Origin of the sequence: Aminobacter sp. BA135, from assembly GCF_050859125.1 — a bacterium.
Taxonomy (GTDB): domain Bacteria; phylum Pseudomonadota; class Alphaproteobacteria; order Rhizobiales; family Rhizobiaceae; genus Aminobacter; species Aminobacter ciceronei.
In genome coordinates this window covers 4,954,825-4,978,883 of the sequence record NZ_CP139572.1, presented here as the reverse complement: position 1 = coordinate 4,978,883, position 24,059 = coordinate 4,954,825, and the positions used below count along the sequence as shown (strand labels likewise).

Below are 24,059 nucleotides of genomic sequence, written 5' to 3'. Positions count from 1 at the left end.
ACTCGAACAACAAAGGAGGGCTGCGTGCACACGTTTTTTCGTCACCACCGTCAGCGCGGCCCTGTCCACGCCCTGCAGATGCGTTTGCAGGGCTGACCTCGGACGACGCGCCAACAGCATCGACCCCAACGATCAGTTACGATTTTTGGACAGTATGATGCGGCATTCGATGTTGCGTATCTCTCTCCCGGTCTGCCCTCAGTGGTGATGCGGCCTCGAGCCTTGGGCTCGTCCGCATCTGGACAATCACCGGCCCCGGTTTCCCAAAAGCATCTCGCATGATCGGATGCGGGCGAAGGTCCGGCCAGACCAGAGAACTGATATGGCTTTGATCAATCTGAGGTCGCTCGGCGTCACGCTCGGTGCACCGCTCTTCTCCAATCTCAACCTGTCCGTCGAACCGGGTGACCGGCTTGGCATCGTCGCCGCCAATGGTCGCGGCAAGTCCACGCTGCTGCGCGCGATTACGGGCGCCTTCGAGCCGACATCAGGCGACATTACCCGTTCACGCGGCCTGCGGGTCGGCCATGTCGAGCAGGACGTGCCGGCAAGCCTGGTCGACATGGCATTCCATGACGCCGTCCTTGCAGCGCTTCCCGCCGATCAGGCTGAGAGCGAGAGCTGGCGCGTCGACATCGTACTCGACGATCTCGACGTGCCCGAGGAGATGCGGCAGCGGCCCTTGTCGAAGCTGAGTGGCGGCTGGCAGCGGTTGGCCCTGCTTGCCCGCGTCTGGGTGACCGAGCCCGACTTGCTGCTGCTCGACGAGCCCACCAACCATCTCGACCTGGCGCGCATCGCCCAGCTTGAGACCTGGCTGAACGCGCTGCCGCGCGATGTGCCGGTGGTGATCTGCAGCCACGATCGCGCCTTCCTCGACGCCGTCACCAACCGGACGCTGTTCCTCAGACCGGAGAACTCGCAGGTCTTCTCTCTGCCCTATTCCAGGGCGCGCGAAGCGCTCGACGAGATCGACGCCTCGGAAGCGCGCCGCTTCGAGAAGGACATGAAGACGGCGCAGCAATTGCGCCGCCAGGCGGCCAAGCTCAACAACATCGGCATCAACTCGGGCAGTGACCTTCTGGTGGTGAAGACCAAGCAGCTGAAGGAGCGCGCAGAGCGGCTGGAGGATGCAGCGCGACCGGCCCATCAGGAGCGTTCGGCTGGCGCCATCAGGCTCGCCAATCGTGGCACGCACGCCAAGGTGCTGGTCACCTTCGACGACGCGCCCGTCACCACGCCAGATGGAACGCTGCTGTTCCGTACCGGCAAGCTGTGGCTTCGCCAGGGCGACCGCGTCGTCCTGTTGGGCCGCAACGGCACCGGCAAGACACGGCTGGTCAATATGGTCAGGCAGGCCATCGGCGCGCCGGAAAACGCCAAGGACGTGGTCAAGGCGACGCCGTCGCTGGTGCTGGGGTATGGCGACCAGGGCCTGTCCGATCTCAGGGACAAGGACGCGCCGCTGCCGATGCTGACGCGTCGCTTCGAGCTCGGCGAGCAGCGTGCCCGAACCTTGCTCGCCGGCGCCGGCCTGACCGTCGAGATGCAGGGCAATCCGATCGGCCGCCTGTCCGGCGGCCAGAAGGCGCGGCTCGGCATGCTGGTGCTCAGGCTGACAAACCCGAACTTCTACCTGCTCGACGAGCCGACCAACCATCTCGACATCGATGGGCAGGAGGCGCTCGAGGATGAGCTGTTGAAGCACGAGGCGAGCTGCCTGCTCGTCTCGCACGACCGCAGCTTCGTCCGCGCCACAGGCAACCGTTTCTGGCTGATCGAGAAGAAGCGGCTGGTCGAAGTGGAGAGCCCGGAAGGTTTCTTTGCCGATGTGGCGAAAAACGGCGCCTAGCCTCTGATGTGAACAGACCTGCCGGGGCCTCGGCTTCGGCAGGCCTGTTCGCCGTGCTATCGTCTGCATGAGCGATTCAGGAGGCCGTCATGCGCTTGTACCTCACCGCCATCATCCTTGCTGCCGCAACCACTGCGGCGGCGGCTTCGACCGTGACGCTGGAGCTGCCGGGGGATGCAAAGGTCGAGCGCAACGCGGTCGACTATGGATGCGGCGACCAGACGGTGAAGGCCGAATACGTCAATGCCGGCGACAATTCGATCGCCGTGCTCACGCTCGGTGACCGGACGGTCGTGGCCGTCACCGTGCTGAGCGCCAGCGGTGCCAAATATGCCGGCCAGAACTATGTCTGGTGGACCAAGGGCAGCAACGCCGATCTCTACGACCTGACCAAGGGCGAGGATGCACCGGCGGTGATGTCGTGCGAGGTGGTGAAGTAGTGGCGTTCAGGCAAGAAGCTCTGCTTCGACACCGATCTTTCTAACCAGGTTCGCCGCCTTCTTGTCAAACGTCAGGAACGTTGAGCCGCCAGTCTGCGCACCCTCGAAGGCAATGACGCCATCGGCAAAATCGCCGCCGGCGAGCAACACCGCAATGCCGGCGTCTGCGGCAGGCCGGTTCGTTTCGACGATGCTGGAGGCAAGGAGTTGCCGCAGCGAAGCGGCGACTTCCGCCGCTGGGCGCTTGTAGCCCTGCCTCAGAACCCAAACGAATTCGCAGAGTGTGGGCAGCGGCACGACAATGCCTTCGGCCCTTTCCAGAGCCTGCAATGCAGCTGCGGTCTGGATCTCGTCATCCATCACCGCGATCCGCAGGAGCACGTTCGTGTCGGGCGTGATCCTCACCGCTTGCCGGCCCAGCCGTCACGGATAGCCTTGTCTATTTCTTCCAGGGACAAGGCGGGCTCGCCGGGCCGGTGCAAGCTGCCGATGAACCCCTTGAGCGCATCCTTTGGCTTGACTGCGCTGAGGCTCGCCTTGCCGTCGGGCAAAACGTCGACGGCAATCTTGTCTCCAGGCTTGACGCCCAGATGCAGTAGCACGTCCTTGCGGAGCGTGACTTGGCCCTTGGCCGTGACGGTCAGAATGGTCATGGCATACCTCTGCTGCAAAAAGTAAGGCAGATTTGCCTTACTTTCAAGCCGAAGTCAGGCCGTGCCGAAGGCACTCGCGCCGTGGTCGGCGCGACCGGCCATCTGGCGGAAGCCGGCGAACAGCTCGCGGCCCATGCCGTGCTCATTGCCTGAGAGGTCGCAGACCGGTTCAGGACGCAGCGCCAGATCGCCGGCGGGAACCAGCACCTCGAGCGTGCCGGCCTCGGCGTCGAGCCTGACGATGTCGCCGTCATGGACGCGGCCGATCGGCCCGCCTTCGAGCGCTTCCGGCGTAACATGGATCGCTGCCGGAACCTTGCCCGAGGCACCCGACATGCGGCCGTCGGTGACCAGCGCCACCTTGTGGCCGCGGTCCTGCAGGATGCCGAGCACGGTGGTCAGCTTGTGCAGTTCCGGCATGCCGTTGGCCTTGGGGCCCTGGAAACGGATGACGGCGATGAAGTCGCGGTCGAGCAGGCCGGCCTTGAAGGCGTCGTTCAGCCCCTGCTGGCTGTCGAAGACCAGTGCCGGCGCCTCGACGATGCGGCGTTCCGGCTTCACGGCCGAGGTCTTGATGATGGCATGGCCGAGATTGCCGCCGAGCACCTTGAGGCCGCCGCTCGGCTGGAATGCCTTGGCGGCGGGCGCCAGCACCTTCTCGTCGCCGCTGACCTTGGGTGCCGCCTCGCGGACGACGGCGCCGTCGGCGCCGAGCTTGGCTTCGACGGCATACGGGCGCAGGCCTTCGCCCCACACAGTCTGTACGTCCTCATGCAGCAGGCCGGCGTCGAGCAGTTCGCGGATCAGGAAGCCCATGCCACCGGCTGCCTGGAAGTGGTTCACGTCGGACAGGCCGTTCGGGTAGACGCGGGCAAGCAGCGGCACCGCATCCGACAGGTCGGAGATGTCCTGCCAGGTCAGGCGGATGCCGGCAGCGGCGGCCATGGCGATCAGGTGGATGGTGTGGTTGGTCGATCCGCCCGTGGCGTGCAGGCCGACGACACCGTTGACCACCGAGCGTTCGTCGATCATGCGGCCGACCGGTGTATAGGCGTTGCCGAGATGGGTGATGGCGAGTGCCCGCCTTGTCGCCTCGCGTGTCAACGCATCGCGCAGCGGCGTTCCAGGATTGACGAAGGAGGCGCCCGGCGTGTGCAGGCCCATGATTTCCATCAGCATCTGGTTGGAGTTGGCGGTGCCGTAGAAGGTGCAGGTGCCCGGTCCATGATAGGACTTGGACTCGGCTTCGAGCAGCTCGGCGCGGCCGACCTTGCCTTCGGCATAGAGCTGGCGAACCTTGGCCTTCTCATCGTTCGGCAAGCCTGACGTCATCGGTCCGGCCGGCACGAACACTGCCGGCAGGTGGCCGAAGGTCAGCGCCGCGATCACCAGGCCCGGCACGATCTTGTCGCAGACGCCGAGATAGACGGCGGCGTCGAACATGTTGTGGCTGAGGCCGATTGCGGCCGACATGGCGATGACATCGCGCGAAAACAGCGACAGCTCCATGCCGGGCTGCCCTTGCGTGACGCCGTCGCACATCGCCGGAACGCCGCCGGCCACCTGGGCGATGCCGCCGGCTTCGCGCGCCGCGTCCTTGATCAGCTGCGGATAGGTCTCGAACGGCTGATGCGCCGACAGCATGTCGTTGTAGGAGGTGATGATGCCGAGATTGGCGACCTTGTCGCCGCCGAGCGCGACCTTCTCCGAAGGGCTGCAGACGGCAAAGCCGTGGGCGAGGTTGCCGCAGGAGAGCACGCCGCGATTGGCGGTTTTTCCGGCTGCCGCGTCGACACGGTCGAGATAGATTTCGCGGCCGACCTTCGAACGTTCGCGGATGCGCTCGGTGATGGCTTGGATGTCGTTCCTGGCTGTCATGGCCTCAGTCCTTTCAACGCGGGGCCCGAACCGGGAGGAGTTTCGGGCTGGCATGGACCGGCAGACGGCGCAGCCGATTGCGCCGGACCATGCTCGATTTCGGCATTCGCGGCGCCGCGGCCCCTGGAGGAGCTCGGCGCGGCCGGGTCCCGATCAGGGGGCCCAGTAGATCTCGGCGGCGCGCGGCGCCCGGTCGATCACGGTGCGGATCGGCAAGGCCTTGTCGGTGGCCAGTGCCGCCTCGATGACGTTGCGCTTTTCCGCGCCCTCGATATGGACGACGACCAGCCCGGCATTGACCAGAGCAGGGAGCGTCAGCGTCAGCCTTGGCTCGCCAGCGGTCTCTGCATGCACAGGCATGACGAATCGGGTCGAAGCCGGGTCGAGCAGGGCGTCGAGCCCGGCGGCGTCGGGGAAGAAGGAGGCCGTATGGCCATCGCCGCCCATGCCGAGCACGGACACGTCGAGCGGCCAGGGCAGGGCGCGCAGCTTGGAGTCGGCGAGCTCGGCACCTTGTTCGACGGTGGCAGCCTCATGGAACAGCGGTGCGAAAGCGGCGGCCGACGCCTCGTTCTGCAGCAGGCTGGCCTTGGCCAGTGCTGCGTTCGAGCGCGGCGAGCTTTCCGGCACGAAACGCTCGTCGACCAGCGTCACCGTCACCTTGCTCCACTCCAGGGCTTCCCGCGACAGCGCAGCGAAAAAGCGGCCGGGCGTGGTGCCGCCCGAGACGGCGAGGAAGGCCACGCCTCGGCGGGTGATGGCCGCCTTCAGCGCGTCAGCCACCCTGGCGGCAAGGGTTGCCGCCAGTACGTCCCGTGTCTCGAACGCGTTCCAGCGCGGGGATGCCATGGCGCTCAATTGCTCTCATGCCAGGTGCGGCCGTCACGCTCGATCAGCGCGATCGACGCCGACGGACCCCAGGTGCCGGCGGTATAGCCCTGGGCTTCCTGGCGGCTGCCTTCCCACGCGTGCTGGATCGGGTCGATCCACTTCCATGCCGCCTCGACCTCGTCGCGGCGCATGAACAGCGTCTGGTTGCCGCGCACCACGTCCATGATCAGGCGCTCATAGGCATCCGGCGCGCGCCCGTCGAAGGACTGGGCGAAGCTCATGTCGAGCGGGATCTGGCGCAGGCGCATGCCGCCCGGGCCCGGGTCCTTGATCATGATGAACTGCTTGACGCCCTCGTCGGGCTGCAGGCGGATGACCAGCTGGTTGTTGAAGATCGGCCCGGCGCTTTCGCCGAAGATCGAGTGCGGGATCGGTTTGAACTCGATCACGATCTCAGAAACGCGCGAGGCCAACCTTTTGCCGGTGCGCAGGTAGAACGGCACGCCGGCCCAGCGCCAGTTGGCGATCTCGGCCTTGATGGCGACGAAGGTCTCGGTGTTGCTCTCCGCACCCAGCTCCTCGATGTAGCCCTTGACCGGGCCGCCGGCCGATGCGCCGGCGCGGTACTGGCCGCGCACCGTCTGCTTCGGCGCCTCGTTGCCGTTGACGCGCTTCAGCGCGTTGAGGACCTTGAGCTTTTCGTCGCGGACCGCATTGGCCTCCATCGAGGCCGGCGCCTCCATGGCGACAAGGCAGAGCAGCTGCAGCATGTGGTTCTGCACCATGTCGCGCAACGCGCCCGCCTTGTCGTAATAGGTGACGCGGTCTTCCAGGCCGACGGTCTCGGCGACGGTGATCTGCACGTGGTCGATATGGGCCGAATTCCACAGCGGCTCGTAGAGCGCGTTGGCAAAACGCAGCGCCATCAGGTTCTGCACCGTCTCCTTGCCGAGATAGTGGTCGATGCGGAAAATCTGGTGTTCGCCGAAGTCGTCGCCGATGATGTCGTTCAGCGCCATGGCCGATTCAAGGTCGCGGCCGATCGGCTTTTCCACGACGATGCGAGAATCCGGTGTGACCAGCTTGTGCGCCTTGAGATGGTCGGAGATGTCGCCGAACAGGCTCGGCGCCACCGCGAGATAGAAGACGCGGATGCGCTTGCTGTCGGCAAGCGACTTCTTGAGTTCGGCAAAACCGTCGCCCGACTTGGCATCGACGGTGACGTAGCTCAGCCGGTCGAGGAAGGTCGCGAGTTCCTTTTCCTCGATATATTCGGGCTTCACGTGATCCGAGATCGCCTTCTTGGCGAAGGCGCGGAATTCCTTGTCGTCCATCTTTGTGCGCGACGCCCCGATGATGCGGGTCGGCTCGGAAAACTGGTGGTCGCGCTGGCGGTGATAGAGCGCCGGCAACAGCTTGCGTTCCGACAGGTCGCCGGTGCCCCCGAAAATGATGAAGTCGAAAGGATCGACGGGGATGATCTGGCTGGTCATGATCGTTCCAATTTCAAGACGGTCGTCGCGTCGTCGCCTGATATAATCTAATCGATTTAAAATCGCCAGCCCAAAAGCCGGCGCCACTGTGTCACACGCGAAGATTTGATAGTGGTCCAGACGAAGCCGTGGCGCCAGCCGGATATCGGCAGTTTTGCCGCAGCAGGGCGAGAGCGCCCCTGGGGATGGCGACATGCATCCCCAGCCGGCCGCGTATGGCCATGAAGTCCGATCCCTTGCAACTCTACCTGATCGGCTCCAAAAGCGCGTCGATCGTGTCGTCCCGATCGGCAAGCGCCGGCCCGGCCGTCAGGCTTTCCGGGCCGCCCGCCACCACGGCCGGCGGTGTCGGGCAAACTGGCGGGACCGGGACCGTGCCGTCATTGAACGGCGCCTCGCGTGCGGTGACCGTGGCGCACATGCGTTCGATGCCGACCTGCAACTGCAGCGAATAGTCGAGCGGCCGCGCCAGGACAGCTGTCTGCGTGCCGAAGTAACGCGACTCGCCGTCGAACACGCCGCCGGCGAAGATGTCGCGGAAATACTCCAAGAGCCGGCGCTGGTAATCGACGGGCGTCGCCGGCTGCCGCGGCAGGTTGCCGAAATCGTCGCTGCGCGGATATTGCGCCGAGCCGTGGCACGACACGCAGGAGCTGATCTGGTTGTCGGCCGGGCCGTTGACGCGGCCGCCCCAGCCGAGCTCCTTGCGCGCGGCCCAGCCATAGATCTTGCCCTCGAGTGTGTCGTTGAGCACGTTCTGGCGCAATTGTCCGGGCGGCGGCACGAAGCGGTCGTTGCCCCAGCTCAGCCCGACCGGCACCAGCTTTTTCCACGGATCGCTGCCGGGCTCGCTGCCCTGGTAGACGAAGGTGCCGAACACCCATCCGGTTTGCAGCGAGCGCGGATCACGCACGGCAATGTCGATCTGGTAGAGATGCAGCTTGCCGATGCGGTTGGGCGCGCGGCCGATGTCGCCCTCCCATTCCGGTGCGCCGGCGAGATAGGGGATGTCGGCTGCAGTTGCGGTGGTGAACAGCAGCTTGAACGAAGTCGTGCCCACCGGAAAATAGACGTCGTCGATCTTGGGGCTGCACGGATCGCTCCACACCTTGGCGAAGGTGGTGGCGCCGAGCGCGTTGTAGAAGCCGACCGCCCATGTGTCGAAGGACTTGGTCACGCCCTCGGCGAGCTGTTCCGGGTCGGTGGCGCGTTCCTTGGTCAAGCCGTGCAGGAATTCCCGTCCCGAATTGCCGGGATGCATCCACAATGCATGGTACCAGTTGCGGGTGTTGTTGTTTTCGACCTTGAAGTCGACCGAGATGTTGCCTTCGAACGAATAGTCGAGAACCGCCTGGATATAGGCGCGCCAGTCCTGGGTGAAGTCGATCGACAGGAAGGCCGGAAGTGGTTCACTGGTGCTTGCGGGGAAGTCGAAGCGGCCCTTGAAGCCCTGCGCCTCGGTGAAGCCGGGCGGTATGCCGCGCTTCTGGTTGTAGCTCGGCACCATGCAGGCGGCATTCGCTGCTTGCTGGAAGCCGATGAACAGACCTGCACTTGCTGAAAACAATGCAAATAAGAAACGAAGTGTCATGCTTGCGTCCCCCACCCAGAGGCAGACTTTTACTTTAGAATTGTTTGAAGTGTGCCGCAAGCCGCGCGCCATCAGCCAGTCGCTTGTCTGTTGCTGACCGAAGCGTTTTCGTTTTCGATGACGGGCTGGTGACAGGGTTCGATTCGAAAGGGGCGTAACGTGGCGGATAGGCTGAAGGACAAGGTCGCGATCATCACCGGCGGTGCCGCCGGTTTTGGCGAAGGCATGGCCAGGCGTTTTGCCGAGGAGGGCGCAAAGGTCGTCGTCGCCGATCTGAATGCCAAGGCGGCCGAGCGCGTCGCCGCCGAGATCGGCAATGGCGCGATCGCAATCACAACCGACGTGTCGCAGCGCTCCGAATTCGACGAGCTGGTCTACGCCACCAAAAGTGCCTTCGGCCGCATCGACATCATGGTCAACAACGCCGGCTACACCCACCGCAATGGCGACCTCGTCAATGTCGAGGAAGACGTCTTCGACCTGATCACCGCAGTCAACATGAAGGCGATCTACCATGCCGCGCGCGCGGTCGTGCCGATCATGGAGCGCCAGGGCGGGGGTTCGATCCTGACCACTGCCTCGACCGCAGGCCTGAGACCGCGCCCGGGCCTGACCTGGTACAATGCCTCCAAGGGCTGGGCAATCACCGCCACCAAGTCGATGGCGGTCGAGCTCGCGCCCAGGAACATCCGCGTCAACTGCCTCTGCCCGGTCGCTGGCGAGACAGGCATGCTGGAAAAGTTCATGGGCAAGGACACGCCCGAGATCCGCGAAAAGTTCAAGGCGTCGATCCCACTCGGCCGTTTCTCGACCCCGCTCGACATTGCCAACGCCGCCCTGTTCCTGGTCTCCGACGAGGCGTCGCTGATAACAGGCGTGGCCATGGAAGTGGATGGCGGGCGCTGCATTTGAGCATTTCTGCCGCGAGGTAACCGCGCTTTCGACCTGAAATCGTGGGTGCAAAGCTTGACCGCTGCTGCCTGAACCCTATTCCAATGGCTCAAAACCAATGGGAAACGCCATGCACAGGGTTGCGATCAGCGGTACCGGCATCTTCACGCCGGAGGAAGTCATCACCAATGCCGAGTTGGTGGCCTCCTACAATGAATATGCCCACCGCCAGAACAGACTGCACGCCGATGCCATCGAGGCCGGCGAGCGCGAGCCGATGGCGATGTCCTCGGAAGAGTTCATCGTCAAGGCGTCGGGTATCGAGCGCCGCCATGTCATCTCAAAATTCGGCATTCTCGATCCCGGCATCATGCATCCGGTGCTGCCCGAGCGCGCCGAGGACGAGCTGTCGCTGATGGCCGAGATTTCGGTCAAGGCAGCCGACAAGGCGATGAAGAAGGCGGGCCTGACCGCAGCCGACGTCGACGCCGTCATATGCGCCGCCTCCAACCACGAGCGCGCCTATCCCGCCATCGCCATCGAGGTGCAGCAGGCCCTCGGCATCAAGGGGTTCGCCTTCGACATGAACGTCGCCTGTTCGTCGGCGACCTTCGGCATCCAGCTTGCATCAGACATGATCCGCACCGGCTCGGCCCGGGCGATCCTGATGGTCAATCCGGAGATCACTTCCGGCCATCAGGAATGGCGCGACCGCGATTGCCACTTCATCTTCGGCGATGTCTGCACGGCCGTGGTGCTGCAGCGCGCCGACGAGGTGAAGGCGGACAGCGCCTATGAGGTGCTGGCCACGCGCTGCCTCACCGAATTCTCCAACAACATCCGCAACAACAATGGCTTCCTGCGCCGCACCCGCGAAGGCCAAATGGTCGACCGACGCGACATGCAGTTCCACCAGGAAGGCCGCAAGGTGTTCAAGCAGGTGGTGCCGATGGTGGCGGAGCTGATGCTTGCTCATCTCGCCGAGCAGGGCATCGAGCCGCAAAACCTGTCGCGGCTGTGGCTGCACCAGGCAAACAAGGGCATGAACGACCTGATCGGCTCGAAGGTGCTGGGCCGCGAGCCGAGCCGCGAGGAGCAGCCCAACGTGCTGCAGGACTACGCCAACACCTCGTCCGCCGGCTCGATCATCGCGTTCTCGAAATTCTCCGACGACCTGCCTGCGGGCAGCCTCGGCGTCATCTGCTCTTTCGGCGCCGGCTATTCCGCCGGCAGCGTCATCGTCAGGAAGCTTTAAGCCTCGCCGCGCAGCCGCTCGACCACCCGGTCGGCCATGCGTTCGCAGCGCCAGCCGTTGAACGGGAACAACTCGGCAAAGCCGCTCGACAGGCGCTTTTCGATTGCCGCCCGCATCAGCTTGCGGGCGCGGAACAGCCGCGTCTTGACCGTCTCCGGCTTGAGCCCCAGCTGTGCTGCGGTCTCGTCGATGCTCATCTCCTCGACGTCGCGCAAGATGAAGACGATGCGAAAGGCCGCCGGCAATTCGTCGATCGCCTGTTCGAGCAGAGCGCGTACCTGCCCGCGACCAAGCTCGGCATCCGCCCCCGGCGGTGTCAGCGATGTCGGGAACATGATCACCTGGCCTCCATTGCCCGCAGCAGCATTGTCCAGTTCGTCCAACTCGGCGGAAGGCCGTCGCTTGCGGATACGCGTGATCGCCTCGTTGAGCGCGATCTTCGTGAGCCATGTCGAAAACAGCGCCTCGCCCTTGAAGCTGTCGAGCCGGGTGAAGGCCCTGACATAGGCCTCCTGCACCACGTCCTCCGCCTCTGCGTCGTCGCGCGTGACGGCACGGGCAATGCGGAAAAGCCGCTGGTTGTTGCGTTTGATGAGCGCGCGGATGGCGTTCTCGGCGCCCTGGCGCGCGAGTGCCACCAGTTCCTCGTCGCGGTGTCCGTCGAGATCGACCTGTTGCGGCAAGATTGCCAGTTGCATGTCGACGCCTCCACTTTTAGGCCCACTGTTCACGCCTTGCGGACGACGCCCTTGGCGACGATCTCGTCCACCGGCGGAAACCCGCGCACCGCAATGTCAGGCAGCTGCGTCAAGGTTTGGTCCGGCTTTGCCACCGTCTCGACCGACGCAGGCGGCGAGCCGACCACGATCCGCCCGACCATGCCGGCATGCTCGTGCGGCACGCAATAATAGTCATATACCCCAGGCATGGTCAGCGTCACCGAGAAGCTCTGGCCCGGCATCAGATAGTCGGAATCCCAAGGCTTGGCGTTTGCGGGAATGCGCAGCGGCCGGTCGAGGATATCGGGGTGATAGGCCGTCACGGTATGCGAATTGCCGGGGTCGCGGTTGGTCCAGCGGATGGTCTGGCCGGGCTCGACATGGATGCCGATCGGGTCGAACCAGACATGTGCGCCATCGTCCCTGCCATGCATCTCGATATCGACGACGGCGCCGGCCGGCAGCGCCGGCCTGGTGAGAAGCGCGGCGAGGAAAAATCCCCCGCCGGCTTCGATCATGCGCCTGCGCGTGACGATCATTTCGCCACCCGTGCCTCGTCGGCCTTGGCCACATGCCACAGCACGACATGGGCATGCGGCTCTTCCACCCCGGGATGGCCGGCATTGTAGTAGACGCTGACATGGTCGACATTACCGCCCGGTGCGGCGAGGTCGTCGAAGCGCTTGTCGGGGTTGAGATCCTTGATCGGCAGCATGTAGATCGTGCTGACCAGCTTGCCGTCATGGTCATAGGCGAGGAAAGGCCCCGCCGGCAGCGACGCGGGATCGACGAACAGTTGGCCCATGCCGGGGAGGAAGTCGGGCAGCTTGACCAGGCTGCTCACCGCCTTGAAGGCGCCGGCAGGCGGCGACTTGGCGACGTCGGCGGGAATGTCATGGGCGAGCGCGGGAAGCGCGCTGGCGAGCACGATGGTAAGTGCGGCGGAAACCAGTTTCATGGGGCATCTCCTGCTGGGCCACCGCACGCTACGGTGGCTTCAGTCATTGGATGCCGGCGCTCGAAAAAGGTTCCCGTTGAATTGCGGCCGCCTGCCCAGCCCCCGCCGGCAGGCGGCCCGCCCCCCGCTTAGAAGCTGGCCGTCAGCGAGCCATAGAAGGTACGGCCGGGTCCCGGCTGCACCACCAGGCTGAGCGGTTCGACATAATAGGTGTCGGTCAGGTTCTGGACGGTGCCGGTCAGCCTGTCGTTGAACTTGTACTCGGCGAACACGTCGACAAGCGTGTAGGGCGTCCAGTTGACCAGCGCGATGAACTGCGATGCGCCCTGCGCGGTGACGTCGCCATGGCCGATGGCGCGCCGCCCGACATGCGAGACCCTGCCGCCAATGGTCAGCGCGTCGTCCATCAGCTTCTGCGTCAGCGTCAGGTCGACCGAGTAGCGCGGCGGCACCTGGTTGGTGGCGTAGTCGGCATAAAGCGACTTGTTCTCGCAACTCGCCGCCGTGCGGCAGAACTCGACATCGGTGTAGTAATTCGCAGCCAGTTCCGCCGCGAAGCCGCCGACCTCGTAGCGACCCGAAATTTCGAGGCCGGCGAAATGCGCGCTGTCGATGTTGTGGATGCGCATGCCGGACCACCCCTGAGGCGTCGTGCCCCACTCGCGCGCGATGTAGTCCTTCACCGACCAGTCGAAATAGCCGAACTTAAGCATCGCGCTGTCGTCGTCGGTCAACAGATTGTCCCGGCGCAGGTTGGTGCCGATCTCCCAGTTGCTCGCGCGCTCCGGCCTGACATTGGAGTTGACGTTCATGGTGAAGGCAGAAGTCGTCATCGATGATGCTCGGGGAACGCATCGCGTAAAATTCCAAGGACAAGGGAGATTCCCGATCCCGGCCGCGATCGCCCGGGCTCCTGCAATGTAGATGCAATCTTTGCGGCGTAGCTGCCCGGGAACATCATCCAGATCCGGGATCAGACATGTCTCTCAGCATTGCCCGCCGCGCTGTCGGCGCACTTGCAGTCGCCGCCGCCATCTTCCTGGCCGGCTGCCAGTCGGACGTCATGAAGGGCTATATCGGTCAGCCGCTCGAGTCGGTCCTCGTCGACTATGGTCCGCCCACGGCGGTGATCGAGCTCGGCCGTGGCCAGCGCGCCTATCAATGGAGCAAGATCACGACAAATGCCGTTGCGGGTTCGACCAGCGGCGAGTACCGGGAAACCAGGCGCGGCACGCGTTATGAGGAGATGACGACGCCGGGCTATGTCGAGGAGCAGGAGTGCTTCTACACATTCTACGCCACCAGGTCCGAAGGTCGTTGGTACATCACCAACTTCCGCAAGCCGAAGCTGGAATGCGAGTAACTGCTTGAGGTCTTGCCGTACCGGTGGAGGACCAATGCCGCCGCCGGTTCCGGCCTGGCCCGATGATTGACTGAAGGAAGACGTGCATGCGCATTTTGCTGCTCGAGGACGAGCCGGAGATGGCCTCGGTGCTGAAATCGGCGCTGGCACGCCGCAACGTCATCGTCGATCACGTCGCCACCCTTGCGGACGCCGAGGCGGCGGCTGAGTTCGGCCCTTACGATGCCATCGTGCTCGATCGCCGCGTGCCGGATGGCGAAGGTCTCGACCTGATCCCCAGGTTGCGCGCGCTGCGTGTCGATGCGCCGATCCTGATGCTGACGGCGCTCGGCGGCCTCAACGATCGTGTCGCCGGCCTCGATGCCGGCGCCGACGACTATCTGGTCAAGCCGTTTGCCATGGAAGAACTGATGGCGCGGCTGCGCGCGCTGCACCGCCGTCCCGTCGCGCTGCGGTCCGAGCAGACGGTGGTCGGCCGCCTGACCTATGATTTCCATCATCGCGAGGCGAGCGTCGGCAACACGCCGCTGGAGCTGTTGCGGCGCGAGCAACTGGCGCTTGAAGCGCTGCTCCGCCGGCCTGGCCGCACGGTGCTGCGCGCGACGCTCGAAGAGTCGGTTTACGCCATGGACGACGAGATCGGTTCCAACGCGCTCGATTCCCACCTCTCGCGCCTGCGCCGCAAGCTCGACGATGTCTCGGCCGGGGTCGAGATCAGGGCGATCCGCAATCTCGGCTACCTGCTGCGCGCCGTGGCATGAAGAAGCTGCGTCCCATTTCGCTGCAATGGCAGCTCGTGCGCCGGCTGATCCTGCTCCAGGCCGCGACCCTGTTCACCTTCGTCGGTCTGATCTGGCTGGTGCTGTTCCTGCTCGAGCCACGGCTGCTTAGCGACAACGAAACCGCCGTTGATGCAGTATCGGGCGCTGTCGGCAGGGATGCCGGCGGCAACCTCGTCTTGCGCGACACCGAGGAGATGCTCGCGGCGCGAAAGAACTATCCCAACCTCTGGCTGGTCGTTCGTGACGAGGCGGGCAAGACCTTACGGCTGGGCCAGGTACCGGACGCCTATGTCGGGGAAGAGCTGAGAATCCCATGGGGCATCGAATACGCGTTCCTGCGCTTCCCGGTCTATGACATCAGGCCGGATTCGATCCTGGCTAACCGGCAGACCGCGGCCGGCGCGGTGCAGATTTTGACCTCGACAATTCTGTCCCGCACCGAGACCAACGGCGTCGACGTTACATTCCAGCTCAGTCTCGACGGAACCCGCAATCCCGACGGCGAGATCGAGTGGATGAAGATCGGCCCGACGGTTGCGCTGATCATCGTCGCGTTTCTGGCGCCCTTCTTTGTCGTCATGGGCGGCACGACCCTCGTCGTCACGCCGACGGTCGTACGCCGGGCGCTCGCCGGCCTCGTCGCCACCGCAAGGCAGGCCGGGCGCATCGACATCGACAATCGCGGCGTGCAACTGCCGACCGCCAACGTGCCGACCGAGATCGAGCCGATGGTGCAGGCCTTCAACAATGCCTTGTTGCGCCTCGGCCAGGGGTACGACCAGCGCAACCGCTTCCTGACCGATGCGGCGCACGAGCTGCGCACGCCGATCGCCATCCTGCGCACCCGCGCCGAACTCTTGCGCGAAGACCCCGAAAGCGCGCGGCTGCTGAAGGACATCGAACGCCTGTCGCATCTGGCGCAGCAACTGCTCGACCGCCAGGTGCTCGACCAGACCGCAGGCGCCCGCGAGGTCGTCGACCTCGTCGGGTTCGCCCGTCATCTCGCCGCCGATTTCGCGCCGCTGGCGCTTTCGGCCGGCTATGACTTTTCCTTCGAGCCGGCGGCGTCGAGCGTGCTGGTCAACATCCAGCCGTCGCAAATCCAGCAGGCCGTCACCAATCTCTTGCGCAATGCCATCGACCATGGCGGCGGCGAGGGCATCATTTCGGTGGTGGTGGACGCCAAAGGCGGGCTTGAGATCCACGACGAAGGTCCGGGCATTCCCGACGACGAACATGAGCGCGTGTTCCAGCCGTTCTATCGCCTGCGCCCCCGCAACAGCGGCGCCGGCCTCGGGCTCAATCTTGTCCGCGAGATCGCCCGGCTGCATGGTGGCGGCGTTGAAATCCTGGTTGGCCCGTGGCGCGGCGCCCGCATCAGGCTGCAGCTGCCGCTGTGGCAGGCGACGGCATCAGGGCTGAAACCGGATGCCGCAAGGCAGGTCAGCTAAGCTGTTCGGCAGTCGCCCTGTGACACCGAAGAGGCTCACGATTTGGACTTTGCCTAGACCTCAACGGTTTGCGGTGGCGGTTCTCGCCGTCGAACATCAGCATGCCGCCGGAAGCCGGGCCGGAGGCGGCGATCATCGCCTCAAGCGCCGACGACCAGACTTCCGGGACGAAGGCCGCTTCGTAGATGCGATCGACCAGTTCGTCCGCCATGCGCTATATCCTGTCCCTCAGTGCGAACCAATTGAGGGCGAGGAACAGAAGCGGCGTGCGGAAACGCCGGCCACCGGGAAAGGGCGGTATCTTCAGCTCCTCAATCAACTTCAGCCGGTCGCGATTGCCGGCCACCGTTTCAGCATAAAGCTTGCCGAAGAAATTCGACAGCATGACGCCGTGGCCGGAATAGCCGCCCATCGAGATGACATTCGGCATCACCTCGCGCACGAACGGCTTGCGCGGCACGGTGATGCCGACATAGCCGCCCCAGCCATGGGTGATCTCGACATCCTTCAGTGCTGGGTAAATCTCGGTGATCTGCTTGCGGATGTGGATGTGGATGTCCTTGGGGTCGTTGACGCCGTAGATCTCGCGCCCGCCGAACAGCAGCCGCCCGTCCCGCGACTTGCGGAAGTAACGCACGACGAAGCGGGAATCGTCGACCGACTCGCCGCCGGGGATGACCTTCGAATCCGCGCCCAGCGGCACCGTGGCGCCGATGAACGAGCCGATCGGCATGATATGGGCGGCACTCACCGGCTCCAGCTTGCCGCCATAGGCGTTGACCGCGATCAGGCATTTCTGTGCCGTGATCGTGCCGCGCGGCGTCGTCACCCTGACCTTGCCGCCCTGTGAGGTGATGCCGGTCGATGGCGTGTTTTCGAAGAGGTGGGCGCCGGCGGCGGCCGCGGCGCGCCCCGTGCCGATCACCAGCTTGAGCGGATGAATGTGGCCGGTGCCGGTGTCGCGCGTGCCGCCATAGTAGTGCGTCGAGCCAAGCCGCTCGGCGGTTTCGCTCGCGTCCATGAAGCTGACATGCGCATAGTTGAAGCGGCTGGCCATGATCTCGGCATGGGCCTTGTAGTCGTCGACATAACGCGGCTTGTGCGCCACCGACATCTGGCCCGGCATATAGTCGATGTCGATGCCGTTGGCGGCGGTGAAATCGAGCAGGTGCGCCTTGGCCTCCTCGGCCAGGTCGAACAGCGCCTTGGCCCGGGTGAAGCCAAGCTCACTTTCGAGCTCCTCGGCCCAGGCGCGCTGGCCGGTGCCGAGCTGGCCGCCATTGCGCCCCGAGGCGCCGTCGCCGAAGCGATGCGCCTCGATCAGAGCGACATTGGCGCCCGCCTTGGCAAGATGCGTCGCTGCCGAAAGCCCGGTGAAGCCGCCGCCGATAATGACGACATCTGCCAGCCTGTCACCGTCGAGGGCAGGGTATTCAGGTCGCGGCCCGGCGGTATCTTCGTACCAGGACAGGCCGGGAGAGATGGGGGAGTTGTAGGTCATGATGCGGAGAGGGCTCCGGAAATTTCAGGGAGCGAACAACGAGGAGCGATAGCGAGTAGCGAGTAGTGAAAGGGGCGGAGCCCCTCTCTGTTCGCTAAGCGCTATTCGTTTGCTTCTTCAGACGTTCAGCAACAGATATTCCCGCTCCCACGGGCTGATCACTTCCATGAAGGTTTCGAACTCGGCGCGCTTGATCGCTGCGTAGGTCGAGGCGAAGGACTTGCCGAGCATCGTTGCCAGTTCGTCATCGCTTTCGAACAGGTCGACGGCTTCGAGCAGGCCGCGCGGCAGATCGATCTCATCCTCGTTGGCAGTGGTCAGGATCGGCGGCTCGGCCACAAGCTTGTTGTTCATGCCGATCAGGCCGCAAGCGAGCGACGCCGCAAGCGCCAGATAGGGGTTGGCGTCCGAGGACGGGATGCGGTTTTCGACACGCCGCCCAGCCGGGTCGGAGCGCGGCACGCGGAAGGCCGTGGTGCGGTTGTCGTAGCCCCACTTGTTGTTGACCGGCGCCGAGGCCGCCTGCGTCAGGCGGCGATACGAGTTCACGTAAGGCGCCAGCATCACCAGCGCGTTCGGCACATGCTGCTGCATGCCGCCGATGAAGTGGAAAAACGCATCGGTTTCCGCGCCATCCTCGCCGGTGAAGATGTTCTTGCCGGACTTCCTGTCGACGATCGACTGGTGGATGTGCATCGCCGAACCCGGCTGGCCCTGGATCGGCTTGGCCATGAAGGTGGCGTAGGTGTCGTGCTTCAGCGCCGCCTCGCGGATCGTGCGCTTGAACAGGAACACCTGGTCGGCGAGCTCGATCGGGTCGCCATGACGCAGGTTGATCTCAAGCTGGCCGGCACCTTCCTCGTGGATCAGCGTGTCGATCTCCAGGCCCTGCGCCTCGGAGAAATGGTAGATGTCGTCGATGAGTTCGTCGAACTCGTTGACGCCGGCGATCGAATAGCCGGCACCGCCGCCGATCGGGCGGCCGGAGCGTCCGACGGGCGGGGTCAGCGGGTAATCCGGATCGGGGTTCTTGCGGACGAGGTAGAATTCGATTTCGGGCGCGACAACCGGCCTGAGGCCGACCTTTTCGTAGGCCGCCACCACGCGCTTCAGCACGTTGCGCGGCGTGAATTCGACGGGGCGGCCGTCCTGGTGGACGAGATCGCAGATCACCTGGGCGGTCGGATCGTCTTCCCACGGCACCACTGAAAGCGTCGAGAGATCTGGCACCAGCTTCAGGTCGCCGTCATCCTCCGGATATTCGAAGCCGTTGCCATCTTCGGGATAGACGCCCGAGATCGTCATCATGAACGGTGCCGACGGCAAGGCCAGCGAGGTGTTGGAGGTGAACTTGCTGGACGGCATCATCTTGCCGCGAGCAACACCGGCCTGGTCAGGCGTGATGCACTCTATGTCCTCGATACCGCGCCATTCGAGCCATTCGGAGGCTTCCTTCCAGTTCTTCACACCACGCTTGTTTTTCACAAATGCGGGCGTGCGGGCGCGAGCCCCCCGAGTGGTCGGACGGACTTCCTTCTTTGCAGGCGGCATCATTCACCAGATTGTCGTTGCAGATTGCCGAGTATAGCCGGGCGCCATGAAATAAGAAAAGGGGGGCAATCAGGCGATTCTGCTTGGGTTCGAACTGAAATCAGCTGGTTTCGGTCCGATTTTCGGCCTAGAGAGCCGCCATGACATCTGCTTTGCCCTCCCTCACCACCATCGGATTCGATGCCGATGACACGCTCTGGCAGAACGAACAGTTCTTCCGCATGACGGAAGAACACTTCGCCGAATTGCTCGCCGAGCATGGCGAGGCAGAGCAGTTGAAGTCACGCCTGCTGGAGGCCGAAAAGCGCAACCTCGGCACCTATGGCTTCGGCATCAAGGGTTTTACCCTGTCGATGATCGAGACCGCGATCGAGGTGACGGAAGGCCGGGTTCCGGCTTCTGTGATCGAGAAGATCCTGGCCGCCGGCCGCGAGATGCTCAGCCATCCTGTCGAGACGCTGCCGCATGTCCATGACACGCTCGAGGCGCTGGCCGGCCGCTACCGGCTGGTGCTGATCACCAAGGGCGACCTGTTCGACCAGGAGCGCAAGCTGGCGCAGTCGGGCCTCGGCGATTTCTTCAATGCCGTCGAGATCGTCAGTGACAAGTCGCGGCCGACCTACGAGCGCATTTTCAGCAGCCACGGCGACGGCCCGGCGCATAGCATGATGATCGGCAATTCGCTCAAGTCCGACGTCGTGCCGGCGATCGAGGCCGGCAGCTGGGGCGTCTACATCCCCCACGACCTGACCTGGGCCTACGAGCATGTCGACGAACCGACAGCAGCCGCACGTTTCCGCAAGCTGCAGCATCTCGGCGAGCTGTCGAAGCTGTTGAAAAACCTCGACTGAGATTCAGCAGCGGCCGAGCAGCTTTTCGACGACGGGCTGCAGCCGCTCCGGGGTGATCGGTTTGGCGACGACCATGTCGACGGCGCTCGACAGCGACAGGCTTTCCGCCGTGCCGGCCCGATTTGACAACAGGATCACCGACGGCAGCTTGCTGCCCGAAGCCAGCCTGAGCGACAGGATCGACTGCATCAGCCCGTCGCAATCCCGGTTGTCGCTGCCGCCGTCGAGGATGATCGTGCCCGGAGCCAGCGCGTGCAGCATCTCAGCTGCCGTCTCAGGCGCTTCCGAGATCGTCTTCAGCCCGGAGCGTTCGACGATCTTGGCAACGACGACGCGGTTGATCGGGGAGCGTCCGACGACGAGCACCTTGCTCAGGTCTGCGACACAGCCTCCAAGGGTGCGCGCACTATCATCCGGGCTGCCGCCCGAATCTGGGTCATTCCATTTCATTGGCTTAGCCGACAGCTGAGGGCGTCTGTTCAATCGGGTTGCGTTCGGTCCCTTACGTTCGCGTCAACTGCGGGAAGTGTCAAGTAATACGCTGGAAACGACATTCGACTTTAGTCGCAGGCAATAGAAACTCGACAGATGGGTCGTAGTCAAATGAGCCGTGGCTAAAAGACAAATCCCGCCCGCAGCAGGGGCTGCGGACGGGATCCGTGGGGGCAGAGGGAACGCTTGTCAGCCGTGTGGCTGCTGGGTGACGATGACGGGTATCAGCAGGTCACCCCAGTTTCCGTCGCCGCCATGGTGACGGGCCGAGCGGACCAGTTCCACCGACACGCCGGCCTCGACTGCCTTCATGACCGACTGGTTCAGGCGGTGCAGGTCGTTGGCGACGATGCGGATCACGGCCTGCTGGTCGGCGCTCATGGTGGTCGCCTGTTCTTCGGCTCGTTCCTTGACACGGGTACGCGGTGCCATTGTGGTTCTCCTCGGTGGTTGCCTTTGCCCTTGCGGGCGTTGCCTCGGGCGGTGCCCGGAGGCCTTGTGCCTCCGGGGTAGCTGGAGCCAGGCCTATTCGGCGGCCGGGCGGAACTGTTCGTGTTCGGTCGATTCGTGCATCGCGGTCGTCGACGACTTGCCGCCGGTGATCGCCATCGAGACGGCGTCGAAGTAGCCGGTGCCGACTTCGCGCTGGTGCTTGGTCGCGGTGTAGCCGTTCACTTCGGCTGCGAATTCCGCTTCCTGCAGCTCCGAATAGGCCGCCATCTGGCGATCCTTGTAGCCGCGGGCCAGCTCGAACATACCGAAGTTGAGCTGGTGGAAACCAGCCAGCGTGATGAACTGGAACTTGTAGCCCATCGCGCCCAGCTCGCGCTGGAACTTGGCGATCGTCGCGTCGTCGAGGTTCTTCTTCCAGTTGAACGACGGCGAGCAGTTGTAGGCCAGCTTCTTGCCCGGATGCGCCTTGTGCACGGCCTCGGCGAACTTCCTCGCCTGCTCGAGGTCCGGCTTGCCGGTTTCCATCCAGATCAGGTCGCAGAACGGAGCGTAGGCGATGGCACGGGCAATGCAGGGCTCGATGCCGTTGCGCACCTGGTAGAAGCCTTCCACGGTCCGGCCGGCGTCGTAGTCGACGAAGGGCTGGTCACGCTCGTCGATGTCGGAGGTCAGCAGCTTGGCGGCTTCGGCGTCGGTGCGGGCGACGATCAGCGTCGAAGTGCCCATTACGTCGGCGGCGAGACGCGCGGCGTTGAGGTTGCGGATGTGCGCCGCAGTCGGGATCAGCACCTTGCCGCCGAGGTGGCCGCACTTCTTTTCCGAAGCCAGCTGGTCCTCGAAGTGGACGCCGGCAGCACCTGCCTCGATGAAGGCCTTCATGATCTCGAAGGCGTTGAGCGGGCCGCCGAAGCCGGCTTCCGCGTCAGCCACGATCGGGGCGAACCAGGTGTCGACCGAAAGACCCTTGCCTTCCGAGGTCTCGATCTGGTCGGCGCGCTGCAGCGTGCGGTTGATGCGCTTGACCAGTTCGGGCGCAGCGTTGGCCGGGTAGAGCGACTGGTCGGGATACATTGCCGAAGCAGTGTTGGCGTCGGCGGCGACCTGCCAGCCCGAGAGGTAAATCGCCTTCAGGCCGGCGCGGACCTGCTGCATCGCCTGGTTGCCGGACATGGCGCCGAGCGCGTTGACGAAGTTCTCCTCGTGGATCAGCTTCCACAAGCGGTTGGCGCCCATTTCGGCCAGGGTCTGCTTGATCTGGACGGAGCCGCGCAGCCGCTTCACGTCCTCCGGCGAGTAGGGGCGCTCGATGCCGTCGAAACGGCCTTCCGGGGCTGAAGGGACGAGGTTGTAAAAATCGGTCATTGTCGACTCCGTCTGGTCACTTAGGTCTGGGGGCGGCCACCGCGTCTTGGGTTTGTTTGCGGCGATTTCTATGTGACTTGTTTGACATTGCAGCGCCGAAGCAGCCAGAAAATTCAACGAAATGCAGCAAATAATAGGGAAAACCTGTGTTGTGTTTGACAGAACGCCGCTGTAAATTTGTAAAGAATGTAAAAGGTCGGGTAGGCTAATCCCCCTACTTTCGTTGTAAATTCGGTGTAAAAGCCATGGCCGAGCAGAAAATCTTCGCCGGACCGCGCATCCGGCGCATCCGTAACCAGAAGGGCCTGACCCAGACGGCGATGGCCGAGGGCCTAGGCATCTCGCCGTCCTATCTCAATCTCATCGAGCGCAATCAGCGCCCGCTGACGGTGCAGCTCATCCTCAAGCTGGCCTCGGTCTACAAGGTCGATCCGGATGAGCTGCAGGGTGAGGCGAGGGGCTCGATCGCAGCACTTCGAGAGGTTTTCGCCGACCCGCTTCTGTCGGGCGAATTGCCCGGCGACCAGGAACTGGTCGAGATCGCCGAGGCCGCACCCAACGCTGCTGCGGCGGTGATCAAGCTGTTCCGCGCCTATCGCGAGCAGGCCGAGCGCCTGTCCGACCTGACCGAGCTCTTGGCGCGCGAGGGGCACACCACGGCCCTGTCGGGTGCCCGGCTGCCGATCGACGAAGTGCACGAGGTGTTCGAGCGCCGACCCAACCACTTCACTTCGCTGGAAGAAGAAGCTGAAGCGTTCACCTCGCTGCTCGATCCCGGCGACGACCTGTTGGGCGCGCTGAAGGGCTGGTTGCGGCGTGAGCATGGCATCGTCGTCAAGGTGCTGCCGGTCGCCACCATGCCCAACTGGCGCCGTCGCTACGACCGCCATTCGCAGCGCCTGTTCCTGTCCGAGCGCCTGTCGCCCTTCGACCAGCTGCGCGAGGTGGCGATGGAGGCGAGCCTGATCCGCATGCAGGTCGCCGTCGCCGCCGAAATCCAGGCGCTGAAACTCTCCTCCGACGAAGCCAAGCGTCTCGCCCGCTTCGAGCTCGGCCGCTACGCCGCCCATGCGCTGATGATGCCTTATCAGGCGTTTCATTCGGCCGCCCAGCGGGCGCGCTACGACGTTGACGTTCTGCGCTCGCGCTTCGGCGTGTCGTTCGAACAGGCGGCGAACCGTCTGACCATGCTGCAGCGCTCAGGCAGTGCTGCGGTTCCGTTCTTCATGCTCGAGGTCGACAATGCCGGCAACCGCTTCCGTAAGGCAGGCGCACAAGGTTTTCCGCAGAGCCGTTTCGGCGGCGGCTGCCCCAAACTTCCGGTCCATGCCGCCTTCACTCAGCCGGGGCAGATCTTCGTCGAGGCGGTGGAAATGCCCGATGGCGCCGAGTTCCTCTGCGTCGCGCGCACCCTCGAAGGGCCACAAGGCGCCTTCAGTGAACGCCCCCGGCGCACGGCGATCCTTCTCGGCTGCGACATCGCCTTCCGTGACGAGATCGTCTATGGCGCCGCCCTTCCAGCACTTGCCGTTGGCGCCAAGCCCGGCCTGGTGGCCGCGACCCCAGTCGGCCCGGCCTGCCGGCTTTGCGAGCGGTCCGGCTGCCTGTCGCGCGCCGAGCCGCCGATCACCCGGCCGCTCGGTCTCGACGAGATGGTGACTGGCCTGTCAGCCTTCGATTTCCAGTAAGCGC

At 64.3% G+C, this 24,059-nt stretch carries 25 protein-coding genes; 9 read left to right on the top strand and 16 right to left on the bottom strand.

Annotated features, from left to right (window positions below):
- Window positions 1–322 precede the first annotated feature (322 nt).
- Both SLT36_RS24270 and SLT36_RS24265 read left to right on the top strand, forming a co-directional pair.
- Entirely contained in the window at window positions 323–1,852 is a 1,530-nt protein-coding gene (locus tag SLT36_RS24270) for an ABC-F family ATP-binding cassette domain-containing protein (protein ID WP_432284791.1), read from the top strand.
- An 89-nt stretch (window positions 1,853–1,941) separates the two neighbouring features.
- Window positions 1,942–2,292, top strand: a complete 351-nt coding sequence (locus SLT36_RS24265) for an MliC family protein (RefSeq protein WP_432284790.1) — start codon at window positions 1,942–1,944, stop codon at window positions 2,290–2,292.
- Window positions 2,293–2,298: 6 nt separating this feature from the next.
- Here SLT36_RS24265 and SLT36_RS24260 read toward each other — a convergent pair whose 3' ends face one another.
- The 6 genes from SLT36_RS24260 to SLT36_RS24235 form a co-directional block, all read right to left on the bottom strand.
- Complete coding sequence (locus SLT36_RS24260) at window positions 2,299–2,652, bottom strand: type II toxin-antitoxin system VapC family toxin (RefSeq protein ID WP_432284789.1); 354 nt, start codon at window positions 2,650–2,652, stop codon at window positions 2,299–2,301.
- A 41-nt stretch (window positions 2,653–2,693) separates the two neighbouring features.
- The gene (locus SLT36_RS24255) at window positions 2,694–2,945 is read right to left on the bottom strand and encodes an AbrB/MazE/SpoVT family DNA-binding domain-containing protein (RefSeq protein ID WP_432284788.1); all 252 of its coding nucleotides are present in this window, start codon (window positions 2,943–2,945) and stop codon (window positions 2,694–2,696) included.
- Between the two features lie 54 nt (window positions 2,946–2,999).
- The gene (gene edd / locus SLT36_RS24250) at window positions 3,000–4,823 is read right to left on the bottom strand and encodes a phosphogluconate dehydratase (RefSeq protein WP_432284787.1); all 1,824 of its coding nucleotides are present in this window, start codon (window positions 4,821–4,823) and stop codon (window positions 3,000–3,002) included.
- A gap of 153 nt (window positions 4,824–4,976) precedes the next feature.
- Window positions 4,977–5,672 (bottom strand): 6-phosphogluconolactonase, encoded by a 696-nt coding sequence (pgl, locus tag SLT36_RS24245; RefSeq protein ID WP_432288462.1) that lies wholly within the window; start codon window positions 5,670–5,672, stop codon window positions 4,977–4,979.
- A gap of 5 nt (window positions 5,673–5,677) precedes the next feature.
- The gene (gene zwf, locus SLT36_RS24240; RefSeq protein WP_432284786.1) at window positions 5,678–7,147 is read right to left on the bottom strand and encodes a glucose-6-phosphate dehydrogenase; all 1,470 of its coding nucleotides are present in this window, start codon (window positions 7,145–7,147) and stop codon (window positions 5,678–5,680) included.
- A gap of 244 nt (window positions 7,148–7,391) precedes the next feature.
- Entirely contained in the window at window positions 7,392–8,738 is a 1,347-nt protein-coding gene (locus SLT36_RS24235) for a hypothetical protein (RefSeq protein WP_432284785.1), read from the bottom strand.
- Window positions 8,739–8,897: 159 nt separating this feature from the next.
- Here SLT36_RS24235 and SLT36_RS24230 point away from each other — a divergent pair, with 159 nt between their 5' ends.
- Complete coding sequence (locus SLT36_RS24230) at window positions 8,898–9,650, top strand: SDR family oxidoreductase (protein ID WP_432284784.1); 753 nt, start codon at window positions 8,898–8,900, stop codon at window positions 9,648–9,650.
- A 109-nt stretch (window positions 9,651–9,759) separates the two neighbouring features.
- Complete coding sequence (locus tag SLT36_RS24225; RefSeq protein WP_432284783.1) at window positions 9,760–10,884, top strand: beta-ketoacyl-ACP synthase III; 1,125 nt, start codon at window positions 9,760–9,762, stop codon at window positions 10,882–10,884.
- Here SLT36_RS24225 and SLT36_RS24220 read toward each other — a convergent pair.
- The 4 genes from SLT36_RS24220 to SLT36_RS24205 form a co-directional block, all read right to left on the bottom strand.
- Window positions 10,881–11,582, bottom strand: a complete 702-nt coding sequence (locus tag SLT36_RS24220; protein ID WP_432284782.1) for an RNA polymerase sigma factor — start codon at window positions 11,580–11,582, stop codon at window positions 10,881–10,883. The genes SLT36_RS24225 and SLT36_RS24220 overlap by 4 nt on opposite strands.
- A gap of 29 nt (window positions 11,583–11,611) precedes the next feature.
- Window positions 11,612–12,142 carry a plastocyanin/azurin family copper-binding protein gene (locus SLT36_RS24215; protein ID WP_432284781.1) on the bottom strand — a complete coding sequence of 177 codons (531 nt, stop codon included), beginning with the start codon at window positions 12,140–12,142 and terminating at the stop codon, window positions 11,612–11,614.
- Complete coding sequence (locus SLT36_RS24210; protein ID WP_432284780.1) at window positions 12,139–12,561, bottom strand: DUF5602 domain-containing protein; 423 nt, start codon at window positions 12,559–12,561, stop codon at window positions 12,139–12,141. Before SLT36_RS24210 ends, SLT36_RS24215 begins: the two co-directional genes overlap by 4 nt.
- Window positions 12,562–12,689: 128 nt before the next feature.
- The gene (locus tag SLT36_RS24205) at window positions 12,690–13,394 is read right to left on the bottom strand and encodes a TonB-dependent receptor domain-containing protein (protein WP_432284779.1); all 705 of its coding nucleotides are present in this window, start codon (window positions 13,392–13,394) and stop codon (window positions 12,690–12,692) included.
- A gap of 146 nt (window positions 13,395–13,540) precedes the next feature.
- Between SLT36_RS24205 and SLT36_RS24200 the strand changes: the two genes are divergently transcribed.
- The 3 genes from SLT36_RS24200 (at window position 13,541) to SLT36_RS24190 (ending at window position 16,157) form a co-directional block, all read left to right on the top strand.
- Window positions 13,541–13,924 (top strand): hypothetical protein, encoded by a 384-nt coding sequence (locus SLT36_RS24200; protein ID WP_432284778.1) that lies wholly within the window; start codon window positions 13,541–13,543, stop codon window positions 13,922–13,924.
- A gap of 86 nt (window positions 13,925–14,010) precedes the next feature.
- Entirely contained in the window at window positions 14,011–14,685 is a 675-nt protein-coding gene (locus tag SLT36_RS24195) for a response regulator (RefSeq protein WP_432284777.1), read from the top strand.
- A complete protein-coding gene (locus SLT36_RS24190; protein WP_432284776.1) occupies window positions 14,682–16,157 on the top strand; it encodes a sensor histidine kinase in 1,476 nt (491 codons plus the stop codon). The genes SLT36_RS24195 and SLT36_RS24190 overlap by 4 nt, the downstream gene beginning before the upstream one ends.
- Here SLT36_RS24190 and SLT36_RS24185 read toward each other — a convergent pair.
- The 3 genes from SLT36_RS24185 to SLT36_RS24175 form a co-directional block, all read right to left on the bottom strand.
- Window positions 16,150–16,368 (bottom strand): hypothetical protein, encoded by a 219-nt coding sequence (locus SLT36_RS24185; protein ID WP_432284775.1) that lies wholly within the window; start codon window positions 16,366–16,368, stop codon window positions 16,150–16,152. The genes SLT36_RS24190 and SLT36_RS24185 overlap by 8 nt on opposite strands.
- A 3-nt stretch (window positions 16,369–16,371) precedes the next feature.
- Window positions 16,372–17,658: an NAD(P)/FAD-dependent oxidoreductase gene (locus SLT36_RS24180; RefSeq protein WP_432284774.1), complete on the bottom strand. Its 1,287-nt coding sequence runs from the start codon at window positions 17,656–17,658 to the stop codon at window positions 16,372–16,374.
- Window positions 17,659–17,775: 117 nt separating this feature from the next.
- Window positions 17,776–19,212 (bottom strand): glutamine synthetase family protein, encoded by a 1,437-nt coding sequence (locus SLT36_RS24175; protein ID WP_067965234.1) that lies wholly within the window; start codon window positions 19,210–19,212, stop codon window positions 17,776–17,778.
- 137 nt (window positions 19,213–19,349) lie between these two features.
- On the opposite strand from SLT36_RS24175, the gene SLT36_RS24170 reads away from it, so the two are divergent.
- Window positions 19,350–20,060: an HAD family hydrolase gene (locus SLT36_RS24170; protein ID WP_432284773.1), complete on the top strand. Its 711-nt coding sequence runs from the start codon at window positions 19,350–19,352 to the stop codon at window positions 20,058–20,060.
- A gap of 3 nt (window positions 20,061–20,063) precedes the next feature.
- Here SLT36_RS24170 and SLT36_RS24165 read toward each other — a convergent pair whose 3' ends face one another.
- The 3 genes from SLT36_RS24165 to aceA all read right to left on the bottom strand — a co-directional run bounded on the left by SLT36_RS24165 (window position 20,064) and on the right by aceA (window position 22,367).
- A complete protein-coding gene (locus tag SLT36_RS24165) occupies window positions 20,064–20,510 on the bottom strand; it encodes a response regulator (RefSeq protein WP_432284772.1) in 447 nt (148 codons plus the stop codon).
- 231 nt (window positions 20,511–20,741) lie between these two features.
- Window positions 20,742–20,984, bottom strand: a complete 243-nt coding sequence (locus tag SLT36_RS24160; RefSeq protein WP_067965227.1) for an SMc00767 family acetate metabolism repressor — start codon at window positions 20,982–20,984, stop codon at window positions 20,742–20,744.
- A gap of 93 nt (window positions 20,985–21,077) precedes the next feature.
- Complete coding sequence (gene aceA, locus SLT36_RS24155) at window positions 21,078–22,367, bottom strand: isocitrate lyase (protein WP_067965225.1); 1,290 nt, start codon at window positions 22,365–22,367, stop codon at window positions 21,078–21,080.
- A 245-nt stretch (window positions 22,368–22,612) separates the two neighbouring features.
- On the opposite strand from aceA, the gene SLT36_RS24150 reads away from it, so the two are divergent.
- Window positions 22,613–24,055 carry a helix-turn-helix domain-containing protein gene (locus SLT36_RS24150; protein WP_154385328.1) on the top strand — a complete coding sequence of 481 codons (1,443 nt, stop codon included), beginning with the start codon at window positions 22,613–22,615 and terminating at the stop codon, window positions 24,053–24,055.
- Window positions 24,056–24,059: the final 4 nt, after the last annotated feature.